The sequence below is a fragment of the Peribacillus glennii genome, assembly GCF_003429105.1.
Lineage (GTDB): Bacteria > Bacillota > Bacilli > Bacillales > DSM-1321 > Peribacillus > Peribacillus glennii.
Genome location: NZ_QVTD01000011.1, coordinates 207,052 through 217,072 on the forward strand (window position 1 = coordinate 207,052; position 10,021 = coordinate 217,072).

At 42.6% G+C, this 10,021-nt stretch carries 13 protein-coding genes; 6 read left to right on the top strand and 7 right to left on the bottom strand.

Annotated elements, in window-relative coordinates; translation table 11 throughout:
• Nucleotides 1-61: 61 nt before the first annotated feature.
• The 4 genes from D0466_RS16420 to D0466_RS16435 all read right to left on the bottom strand — a co-directional run bounded on the left by D0466_RS16420 (nt 62) and on the right by D0466_RS16435 (nt 2,757).
• Nucleotides 62-931, bottom strand: coding sequence for an SDR family oxidoreductase (locus D0466_RS16420; RefSeq protein WP_117323619.1), 870 nt, complete (start codon nt 929-931; stop codon nt 62-64).
• Between the two features lie 158 nt (nt 932-1,089).
• Nucleotides 1,090-1,581 carry a YajQ family cyclic di-GMP-binding protein gene (locus tag D0466_RS16425; protein ID WP_117323620.1) on the bottom strand — a complete coding sequence of 164 codons (492 nt, stop codon included), beginning with the start codon at nt 1,579-1,581 and terminating at the stop codon, nt 1,090-1,092.
• 114 nt (nt 1,582-1,695) lie between these two features.
• Nucleotides 1,696-1,827, bottom strand: a complete 132-nt coding sequence (locus D0466_RS16430; protein ID WP_117323621.1) for a DUF3941 domain-containing protein — start codon at nt 1,825-1,827, stop codon at nt 1,696-1,698.
• Between the two features lie 63 nt (nt 1,828-1,890).
• A complete protein-coding gene (locus D0466_RS16435) occupies nt 1,891-2,757 on the bottom strand; it encodes a DegV family protein (protein ID WP_117323622.1) in 867 nt (288 codons plus the stop codon).
• A 174-nt stretch (nt 2,758-2,931) separates the two neighbouring features.
• On the opposite strand from D0466_RS16435, the gene D0466_RS16440 reads away from it, so the two are divergent.
• Together D0466_RS16440 and gsiB are read left to right on the top strand one after the other, a co-directional pair.
• Nucleotides 2,932-3,774: a YitT family protein gene (locus tag D0466_RS16440; RefSeq protein WP_117323623.1), complete on the top strand. Its 843-nt coding sequence runs from the start codon at nt 2,932-2,934 to the stop codon at nt 3,772-3,774.
• 158 nt (nt 3,775-3,932) lie between these two features.
• Nucleotides 3,933-4,298: a glucose starvation-inducible protein GsiB gene (gene gsiB, locus D0466_RS16445; RefSeq protein ID WP_117323648.1), complete on the top strand. Its 366-nt coding sequence runs from the start codon at nt 3,933-3,935 to the stop codon at nt 4,296-4,298.
• Nucleotides 4,299-4,356: 58 nt separating this feature from the next.
• On the opposite strand, the gene D0466_RS16450 is transcribed toward gsiB, so the two are convergent.
• The 3 genes from D0466_RS16450 to D0466_RS16460 all read right to left on the bottom strand — a co-directional run bounded on the left by D0466_RS16450 (nt 4,357) and on the right by D0466_RS16460 (nt 5,788).
• On the bottom strand, nt 4,357-4,551 hold the full coding sequence (locus tag D0466_RS16450) for a DUF3813 domain-containing protein (RefSeq protein ID WP_117323624.1): 195 nt from the start codon (nt 4,549-4,551) through the stop codon (nt 4,357-4,359).
• Nucleotides 4,551-4,703, bottom strand: coding sequence for a hypothetical protein (locus D0466_RS22605; RefSeq protein WP_199484578.1), 153 nt, complete (start codon nt 4,701-4,703; stop codon nt 4,551-4,553). The genes D0466_RS16450 and D0466_RS22605 overlap by 1 nt, the downstream gene beginning before the upstream one ends.
• Before the next feature lie 266 nt (nt 4,704-4,969).
• Nucleotides 4,970-5,788: a Cof-type HAD-IIB family hydrolase gene (locus tag D0466_RS16460; protein ID WP_117323626.1), complete on the bottom strand. Its 819-nt coding sequence runs from the start codon at nt 5,786-5,788 to the stop codon at nt 4,970-4,972.
• A gap of 175 nt (nt 5,789-5,963) precedes the next feature.
• Here D0466_RS16460 and D0466_RS16465 point away from each other — a divergent pair, with 175 nt between their 5' ends.
• The 4 genes from D0466_RS16465 to D0466_RS16480 all read left to right on the top strand — a co-directional run.
• Nucleotides 5,964-6,752, top strand: coding sequence for a prolyl oligopeptidase family serine peptidase (locus D0466_RS16465; RefSeq protein WP_117323627.1), 789 nt, complete (start codon nt 5,964-5,966; stop codon nt 6,750-6,752).
• A gap of 202 nt (nt 6,753-6,954) precedes the next feature.
• Nucleotides 6,955-7,263 (top strand): metal-sulfur cluster assembly factor, encoded by a 309-nt coding sequence (locus D0466_RS16470; RefSeq protein ID WP_117323628.1) that lies wholly within the window; start codon nt 6,955-6,957, stop codon nt 7,261-7,263.
• Between the two features lie 663 nt (nt 7,264-7,926).
• Complete coding sequence (gene moaA / locus D0466_RS16475) at nt 7,927-8,943, top strand: GTP 3',8-cyclase MoaA (protein WP_117323629.1); 1,017 nt, start codon at nt 7,927-7,929, stop codon at nt 8,941-8,943.
• A gap of 858 nt (nt 8,944-9,801) precedes the next feature.
• Nucleotides 9,802-10,021 (top strand): hypothetical protein (locus D0466_RS16480; RefSeq protein WP_142919940.1); only part of this gene is annotated, 220 nt, incomplete at its 3' end.

Here is a 10,021-nt window from a genome sequence, read left to right on the forward strand (position 1 = left end):
AAAATAGATGAAGCAGTTTGTTGCGCTTCATCTATTTTTTATTTCCCTATCTGCAAAATAACTATCCATTGACCACTTTGCCGCCATTGACATGGATCATTTGGCCGCTGATATAGGATGAATCATCGCTTCCCAGGAAGACATATGCGGGTGCAAGCTCTTCCGGCTGGCCTGCCCGTCCCATTGGAGTGTCGCTTCCGAATTTGGCTACCTGGTCCTCGGTGAAAGTGGAAGGGATAAGCGGTGTCCAAATTGGTCCCGGTGCAACGCCATTGACTCGTATCCCTTCCTTTGAAACAGAATTGGACAGCGCCCTGGTAAACGAGACAATGGCGCCTTTTGTAGCTGAATAATCAATAAGCTCCGGGTGCCCCTGGTAGGCTGTAATAGAAGCGGTATTGATGATGCTGCTGCCTTTTTTCAAATGCGGGAGTACCGCTTTGGTAAGGTGGAACATCGCAAAAATATTCGTTTTGAAGGTTCTTTCAAGCTGTTCTGCCGAAATATCCAGAAGGCTCTTTTGCGGATGCTGCTCACCGGCATTGTTAACCAGGATATCCACCGAACCGAATTCACCCACCGTTTTCTCGACAACATCCTTGCAAAAAGCCTCATCACCTATATCACCGGGAAGTAGAAGGCATCTTTGGCCAGTCTGTTCGATCAGTTCCTTGGTGGCACTAGCATCATCGTGCTCGTCCAGGTACACTACCGCAACGTTCGCCCCTTCTTTCGCGTAATAAATGGCCACGGATTTCCCGATTCCGCTGTCCCCTCCGGTAATGATAGCCGTTTTTCCTTTTAATTTGCCGCTTCCTTTATAATCCGATTTGACGGACTCTGGATTAGGGTCCATTTCCGTTTCGACTCCAGGTTGGCGTTCCTGGTGCTGTGGCGGAAATGTTTGTTTAATTTTTTCCTCACTGCTCAAAATAAATCCCTCCAATGGCTATTTTCTTTTTACTTATTCCATTGATATGGCAGGAGAAAACATGGAAAAAAATAACACATTGCATGCAGGGGTTAACCAGAAGGCTGTAAGAAGGGAAACAAAAAAGCTGCGTAGGCTAGCTGCAGCTTTTTTTGATATTATCTGTAGTTAATAAATTGAACATCGATCTGCAAATCCGCACCGCGAATCGCAGAAATGATGCCCTGGAGATCGTCTCGACTTTTGCCGGTTACCCTGATCTGGTCGTCCTGGACCTGGCTTTTCACCTTCAAGCCTGAATTCTTGATGATGGTGTTGATTTTCTTTGCCTGCTCTTTATCTATGCCTTGGATAAGCTTGGCGCGCTGGCGGACGGTCCCGCCTGAAGCGCCTTCAATTTTCCCGTAATCTAGGTTTTTGATGGGAACACCACGCTTCACAAGCTTGCTTAGTAGTACATCTTTCAACTGGTCCAGCTTAAATTCGTCATCGGACACTAATACGAGCTCCTCTTTGTCAAGGGTGATGTCACTTTTGCTGCCCTTGAAGTCATAGCGGGTTTTGATTTCTTTAAGTGCCATGGTCACGGCATTCGTGACTTCCGAAAAATCAACCTGTGAGACAATATCAAATGAACTTTCTTTTGCCATGCTCTACCTCCAAGTACGCTTTTTATCCTTTCTTTAATTATAGTTAAACACTATCGGAATGACAACTGATGCAACCACCGCAGAAAATGAAAAAATAGCAGGGGAGAATCCCTGCTATTTATGGTCTGTTTTTTTGGAATATGAAAATCTTCCCGCCTGCCTGTTTTTTTCATGGAGAATGTTTTTTTGTTCATTCAGCGCCTGATTATCTCTAGGCAATTTATCGTCATCCTTTGTGTTAGGCATATACTCCGCTCCCTTCATTTATAATGCCCTTATAGTGTTCGTTTGAAGGAGGGGGAGTATGTATTATTTGCGTGGCGGAAGTCCGTTTAAGAAATAGACGGCCATGGTTCCCGGGCCAACATGCGCTCCAATGGCAGAGCCTATGGTATTGATGACAAATTCGGTTGTGCCAAATTCATCCTGGATGGCTTGTTTCCATTCAAGTGCCGTCTCCTCGTCATCTCCATGGCTTATTCCCACGGTTTGGGCCTGTACATCGACACCGCGTTCATGCATCAGCTCAAGCACTCGTTTCAATAATTTCTTCTTGCCGCGTATTTTTTCAACAGGTATTAATTTACCCTCCTCTACATGCAGCAGGGGCTTAATATTCAGCAGGCCGCCGAAAAAAGCGGATGCTTTCGATACCCGGCCTCCCCTTGCAAGATATTCGAGGTTATCGACCGTGAAAAGATGTTCCATATGTTTGGCCCGGAAAGAAACATCATCAAGGATAGATTCCTTTGAGGCTCCGGCATTTGCCAGATGGGCGGCCTTATAAACCACAAGGCCATAGCCGACAGAAGCGCATTTCGCGTCGATCACTTCAATGTCGGCGTCCGGATACTCTTCTTTTACCTGGTTTCGGACCATCACCGCTGTTTGGTATGTACCTGACAATTCGGAAGAAAATGCGATATACACTGCTTGTTTCTTTTCCTGGGCCAGGGCAGTGAAAACCTTCAGGAATCTTTCCGGTGAAACCTGGGAAGTTGTCGGGGATTTGCCTTCCCTCATCGCGTCGTATACTTCCTTTGGTGCGATCGTTTCCAAATCTTCGTATGTGTTACCCTCTAAAAGCACCTGTAAAGGAACCAAGGTGACATTATTCTCTTTATAAAATGACAATGGCAGGTCGCAGGCACTATCTGCAATGATCTGTACAGTCATTTATCCACCAGCTTTCTTGGCAAAATTTTTCTTGTATTTTATATAAACAGTGTAGCATTTCATTGGAAAATTACAATCAATTCAGACGAAGAAACGTGATAGGGAATTTGTGAATAGAATAACAGCGCCAGGGTAAAAGGATACTATTCATATGTGTTTTTAGGAGGGACAAAGATGTATATGGCAGAGGTAAAAAAAATCATAGTGGTTATTATTGGGGCATTTTTGAACGGGATTGCGATGAATTTATTTTTAATTCCCGCAGGTATCTATGCCAGCGGGTTTACCGGTGCGGCACAATTGCTTTCACGATTGTTCGGCACTTATACGCCAATAAATATTTCAACAGGGATTTTACTGTTTTTATTAAATGTTCCGGTTACCATCCTGGCATGGAAAAAGGTTGGGAAATCCTTTACGTTTTACAGTTTTCTAAGTGTGGTGCTTATGTCCCTATTCCTTGAGATTATCCCAATCAAGCATGTTTCCCCTGATATTTTGCTAAATGCAGTTTTCGGAGGGGTAATTGCAGCTGTAGGCGTGGGGATAACACTAAAGTACGGTGCGTCCACAGGAGGCATGGATATTATCGCCATGCTGCTTTCCCGGATGAAGGACAGGCCCGTAGGTACATATTTTTTTATACTGAATGCAGTGATCATCGTCACCGCAGGCAGCCTTTATGGATGGGAAAAAGCATTATACACGCTGGTAACACTTTACACATCAACCCGTGTTATAGATGCCATTCATACCCGCCATGAAAAATTGACTGCCATGATCATCACCAAAAAAAGCAAAGAACTGAAAGAAGCGATACATGGCAAATTGGTCCGCGGCATTACAATGCTTCCGGCAAAAGGAGCCTTCACCAACGAGAGTAAAGATTTGTTGATGATTGTCATCACAAGGTATGAACTATATGATCTGGAACGGACGATCCGGGAGGTAGATCCTAAGGCTTTTACCAACATCATTGAGACATCCGCGATATTTGGCTTTTTCAGAAAAGATTAAAATAGCATAGGTGTATTACAGAAATTTTACATTTTTTAGAAATTTAAAAATAATTGTTTAACGCACGTTCAAAACGGCTATTCCTGTATTGTACAGCAAGTACAAAAAAATCTTTAGAGGAGTGATTGCAAGTGGCTAGAAATAACGACGATAACAAAATGAGCAGGGAAGAAGCAGGACGTATGGGCGGAGAGGCGACTGCAAAGAATCACGATAAAGATTTTTACCAGGAAATAGGCCGAAAAGGCGGCGAAGCGACCGCCGAGAACCATGATAAGGAATTTTACCAGGAAATAGGCCGAAAAGGTGGCGAAGCCACTGCCGAGAACCATGATAAGGATTTCTACCAGGAGATTGGAAAAAAGGGCGGCGAAACCACTTCCGAAAACCATGATAAAGAATTCTACCAGGAAATAGGCCGAAAAGGCGGCGAAGCCACTTCCGAAAACCATGACCGCGAATTCTATGAAGAAATCGGGGAAAAGGGCGGCAATGCGCGTTCAAGAAACAACAATAACGACTAATACACATACAATGGCAAATTTAAAAGCCTCCTTCTCAAAAGAGATAGGAGGCTTTCGTTTATCTTACATTTTCATCTTCAAGCTGTTGCTGGAATTCGCGTAACTGTTCTTGCTCAGCAGGAGTCGAATTGGCATACGCTGAGGAAAGCGCGTTTTTGGCGATCGAGACCTTATCCTCTGTTTCGGCCTTGTTGTTTGCATGTAATACGTTCTTCACGGCTGTTCTCGCTTGTTGAAATAATTTATTGCCCATTAGAAGCCACCATAGCTTTGTTCTGACATGGTTTGAAGCTTCCGGGTTTCCGCTTCAGCGTATGTGGAACGATATGGGATCCGTTCGGCATGCCTTGTTACAGAATCTCTTCCGTGTTGTACAAACCGTCGCGATTTACTGCTTTTGCCCATTCTTATCCCCTCCGCATGAGAAGCTTGTGGCGCAGCGAACTGCGTCACTATTATCATGCCATTTTCAAAAGGATTTAAAAGTTTAAATTTATGGAAGTTCGCAGCCGTTATTAAATGAAGGAATTTTTCCTTGATTGATTCCGAATTTTGTCCATCATATCTCCGAGCAAGGATATTTCCCTTGGTTGATTTCCGGACTTTGTCCCTCATATTTCCGATGAAGGACAGTTTACTTAGCTAATCATGGATTTTGTCCTTCACCGCTCCTAAGCTGTCTTGATATTGAACTTTTCCTCTAGGAATACGGCGATTCCATCTTCCTGGTTAGTTAACGTGGTGGTATTCGCGACATTTTTTAATTGGGAAATCGCATTTCCCATTGCTACGCCGGTACCGGCATAATCCAGCATTTCTAAATCATTATCCTCATCGCCGAATGCGATTATCCGCTCCCTTGGGATACCAAGGGAGGCCGCAACCCTCTTGATGCCAACCGCTTTGTTCAATCCTGATTTAACTATTTCGATAACATGGAATGGATCTGCCCAGCGGCGGTGGTCGATTACCTCGGCATGAACATCCGAGAGATGCCTGCGGATTTGGGCTACATATTGTTCATCTGTATGGATAAGCATGCTTGTAGGGGAATCCTCAAGGAAGTCCCGTAAATCTCCGGTAGTTACCCTCGGATTGCCCATTTTAAAGATGTCGATCAGTTTTTCATCATGGTAATGGAAGTATATATCATCCCGGACCTCTGCAATAATATTGTGGTATCGAAATTTGTCACAGGCCTCAACGATTTCTTTCGCAACGGAAATATCCAATGGCGTATGGAATACTCCCCAGCTGTTATTACGCGGGTGATGTACAAAAGCGCCATTAAAGTTTACGATAGGTGTCTTTAAACTGAGTTCATGATAATAAATTTCACTGGACCGGTACGGACGGCCGGTAGCGATCATCACTTCATGGCCTTCGTTTTTCAATCGCGTTAAAATTGCCTTTGAACGCGGGGAAATTTGCTTTTCATCCGTTAGCAAGGTTCCATCAAGATCCAGGCAGATTAAATGTTTTTCTCTCATATAGTCACCTTCATTTAGTTATTTAGATCGCTGTTTCCTAAATTTTCGCTTTTCTTTTATTATATTCCTTTAATGTTACCCTGTTTTTAACACAAAATTAAATCTTTTTCATTCTATTCCCTTAAGTTGTATAGTACAACTATAAGATTTTTTAAAAAGTTCAGGAGGCAGGGCTTTGGTAATAATAGAAAACGAGCGTATACAAGATATACCCGTCCTTCATTTGGCGAAACGGGAGATATGGGATACAGAACTTCCCCTGATTATTTTCATTCATGGTTTCAACAGCGCTAAGGAACATAATTTGCATTATGCCTATCTTATGGCTGAGAAGGGCTTTCGTGTAGTCCTTCCTGATGCCCCGTACCATGGGGAACGATCAAAGGGCCATGATCAACAAAAACTAATGGGGAACTTTTGGAAAATCGTTTTGGGGAGCATCAAAGAAGTCGATCTAATTAAAAATAATTTTACCGATAGAAATGTAATTATGCCTGATAAAATCGGATTGGCAGGTACCTCCATGGGTGGAATCGTCACATTGGGCGCGCTTGCCGCATATGATTGGATCGGCACAGGGGTCAGCTTAATGGGGAATCCTGCTTATGTGTCGTATGCCAAATTACAAATCCAAACGCTAAAAAAACATGGAATCGACATCAACTTATCCGATCAAGAAATAGAAAAGACAATGAGCCGCCTTGCTAAATATGATTTAAGCCTTCAACAGGAGAAATTGGCAGGACGTCCGCTCATGTTCTGGCACGGAGCAAAAGACAGAGTCGTACCATACCGGAATGCCTGGGAGTTGTATGAAGCATTGCTGCCTGATTACAAACATTCTAATGAAAAGCTACTCTTTATGTTGGATGAAAGGGCCGAGCATAAGGTAAGCAGGGAAGGCGTTTTAAAAACAGTGGAATGGTTTGGGACGCATTTGGCACCGGCCGGGCAAAATGCTTAATCCATCTTTGCCTATCTGTTATGATATAGGAAACATTAGAAAATCCGCCGACCGATTGGCTAGCCTTTGTGAAAGAAATGGCAGAGGCATAGCCAGGGGCACAGCGTGTGTGCAGGCACGGACGTGGCACTGTCTGTGTTCTATTTAGCAGATAAGAAAGCCTTATAATTTCTTATCTCACAACTATTAAGGAGTGATAAGGATGGATCAGGACCTAAAAGAAAATCTTATGGGTGCTCTTGAACAGGTAATTGACCCGGAACTCGGGATTGATATCGTAAATCTGGGCCTTGTGTATGATGTGGAAATGGATGATGAAGGCCTTACAACCGTCACTATGACATTGACGGCAATGGGATGCCCGTTGGCAGGAACGATTGTCGACCAGGTCAAAACGGCGCTTGAGGATATCCCGGAAGTGAAGGAAACGGAAGTAAATATCGTGTGGAATCCGCCATGGTCGAAGGACCGCATGTCCCGATATGCAAAAATTGCACTGGGAATCAAATAAGCGGTAAATATGCAAAAGACTCGCCAGCCGGCGAGTTTTTTTATTTAATGCTGCAGAGCACGCCGGGACAATTTTCACAGCTGATCGCATTTTTTTGAATTGAAGGTTATGGAGGATAAACTTTCCTTTACTGACTGAAAGGATTGATTCCTTTTTTAATTGAGCGATAAGGTAACGGAAACAAGTGAATTATCTTTTTCTGCCATGGTGCGATTTATCGGGAATCTTATATAATTCGGTTATCTTAACAGAATGAGTTTGTTTAACAAGCATGATCCCATCCCCCCTGTATTATGAAACTTGTTGCTTTGGGATATGAAAAAATTATTCACATTTGCACTGTCTTTTAAGTAAAAAAACGAAACCATTGGATATTTCCAATTATATAGAATAACCTTGTAAGGGAAGATTAAATTATAAGGCTATATTTGTAATTTTTCTTGAACAATTGATGAAAAGGTGATGAAATTCACTGTTTTTATAAAAATACGACCATGAAGGATGAACAAGGTTTCCAAACTTGTGAATAAAGGGAAGGAGTATTTGAAGGGATGCTGAAGTGTAACAGTATCAAAACGATATAAAACATGTTAAAATCACTAAATGTGGTTATTTTGATATGTTTTGTCAAACGATCAATACTGATCCTAAGGGAGTGAAAAAATGAACATCAACAAAGTCAACGATGCTTTGGATAGACCCTTAAGAGATTTACGGATTTCTGTTATAGATCGCTGTAATTTTAGATGCCAGTATTGCATGCCTGCCGAGATTTTCAATGAAAGCTTTAAATTTCTCCCGAAAAGCGAGCTTTTATCCTATGAAGAAATAGAAAGAGTCTCGAAGATTTTTGCGAGTCTTGGGGTAGAAAAGTTGAGGATAACCGGCGGCGAGCCGCTGCTTCGGAAGAATCTTCCTCATCTGATCCGTAATCTTTCAAAGATAGAAGGAATCCATGATATCGGCTTGACGACGAACGGTGTTTTTTTGAAAAGATATGCCGTTGAATTGAAAGAGGCCGGGCTTCATCGGGTAAATGTCAGCCTTGACAGCATGAACGATGATCTTTTTAAACAGATTAACGGAAGAAATGTCGGTACCGGACCTGTGATTGAAGGCATATTGGCTGCAAGGGATGCGGGCCTCGGAGTCAAAGTGAACATGGTCGTTAAAAAAGGCCTGAATGAATCAGAGATTTTGCCGATGGCCCGATTCTGCAAGGAAGAGGGGCTGCAGCTGAGGTATATTGAATTCATGGATGTCGGCCACACGAATGGGTGGAAGATGGATCATGTCGTTACCAAAAAAGAGATTTTGGAAATGCTCTCCTCTGAATTTCAACTGGAACCGGCAGACCCGGATTATTATGGGGAAGTTGCCAAAAGGTATCGCTACAAAGGAACCGACACCCAGGTCGGGTTTATTACTTCTGTTTCGGAATCCTTCTGCGGCAGCTGTACGCGCGCCCGTATATCCGCCAAGGGTGAAATTTATACCTGCTTATTCAACGGAAACGGACATGATATTAAAGCGCTGCTCCGATCCGATCTGGATGACAACGAGGTCACCGAGCAAATCGCCTCCATTTGGAATCATCGACGGGACCGTTACTCGGATGAAAGGGCAGAAGGCAAGAACAAAGGACAGGATAAAATCGAGATGTCTTATATAGGCGGGTAACCTCTGCATTTTTTGCGGAGGTTTTTTTATTAAGCTATATTTGCCTGAGACTCCGGTATTGCTGGAAGATATCGATTGCTCAGGAAACAGTAACACCTTTTCCTAATATTTCTTCGCTAAAGGAAGGTTCATGTACTTCATAACCTCCTTAAACCAAGTGAATATAAACAAAAACTTCTCATTTCATGAATTGAATGATTATCCTTAATTATATAATTCGGGAAGGGGGCAGCCAGATAGGGATTTAATCAAGCACCTTGTCCATTCTTTCCCGTGTGTCCTTCTCTACATACTAAATGCAACCCTATTCTTTATAGGCATTGGAAAAAGTATAAAGGGGTCAGTCCCCCGCTGTGTTAAAGCATTACAGTGGTGGGGGACTGACTCCATTTAATTGTCCAATGAAAATTCTACAGAATAATGTGTTTTTTACACTAGTGCCCTGTATTTTGAATAGTGTTTATCATTATGCATAAACATTTGTCATTTTCTTGTAATGTTTATATCGTTAGTAAACCAAACAAAGGAATGGAGATCACAAAAGGAACAGTCTGCCTTAGTGAAAGGCAGACCTTCAAGAGAGGAAACAACATGTCACTCGAGTTATACTTTCTAATACTATGTGTTTTTATTCAGCATGTTCATTTATAAATTTATCGTTTGCTTTAAAATTTTGGAGTATTGGTGCGGAAATATAAATAAAAGTCATCGCGAAACGTTTGTTGGAAACATAAAACAAATTAAATCGTAAAGATCAAGGAACATCAAAATTTTCTTTAAAAAATAAACGACAATTAATATCCTTCAAGTTTTCGGACATTCTAAAAACGTTTCAATTCTAATAAAGGAGGACTCCAAATGACACAATCAATGAACCAAGGCCAATTCGGCCAGCAGGCAATGCAGAGTGGAGCAAGTGGAATGATGGCAGGCAGCAGCATGCAAGATGGATCATCAATGAGACGCGGCATGATGGGGACGCCGCAGCAGGCTCAAAATGCCCAAGCAGCCCTACAGCCAAATTTCGGGACCAATCCGCAGCAGGTAAGACAAGACATTGCTCGTGATTTATCGTATG

Coding starts and splice junctions, on each gene's coding strand:
- D0466_RS16425 (WP_117323620.1), bottom strand. CDS start 1,581: ATGGCAAAAGAAAGTTCATTTGATATTGTCTCACAGGTTGATTTTTCG.
- D0466_RS16430 (WP_117323621.1), bottom strand. CDS start 1,827: ATGCCTAACACAAAGGATGACGATAAATTGCCTAGAGATAATCAGGCG.
- D0466_RS16435 (WP_117323622.1), bottom strand. CDS start 2,757: ATGACTGTACAGATCATTGCAGATAGTGCCTGCGACCTGCCATTGTCA.
- D0466_RS16440 (WP_117323623.1), top strand. CDS start 2,932: ATGTATATGGCAGAGGTAAAAAAAATCATAGTGGTTATTATTGGGGCA.
- gsiB (WP_117323648.1), top strand. CDS start 3,933: ATGAGCAGGGAAGAAGCAGGACGTATGGGCGGAGAGGCGACTGCAAAG.
- D0466_RS16450 (WP_117323624.1), bottom strand. CDS start 4,551: ATGGGCAATAAATTATTTCAACAAGCGAGAACAGCCGTGAAGAACGTA.
- D0466_RS22605 (WP_199484578.1), bottom strand. CDS start 4,703: ATGGGCAAAAGCAGTAAATCGCGACGGTTTGTACAACACGGAAGAGAT.
- D0466_RS16460 (WP_117323626.1), bottom strand. CDS start 5,788: ATGAGAGAAAAACATTTAATCTGCCTGGATCTTGATGGAACCTTGCTA.
- D0466_RS16470 (WP_117323628.1), top strand. CDS start 6,955: ATGGATCAGGACCTAAAAGAAAATCTTATGGGTGCTCTTGAACAGGTA.
- moaA (WP_117323629.1), top strand. CDS start 7,927: ATGAACATCAACAAAGTCAACGATGCTTTGGATAGACCCTTAAGAGAT.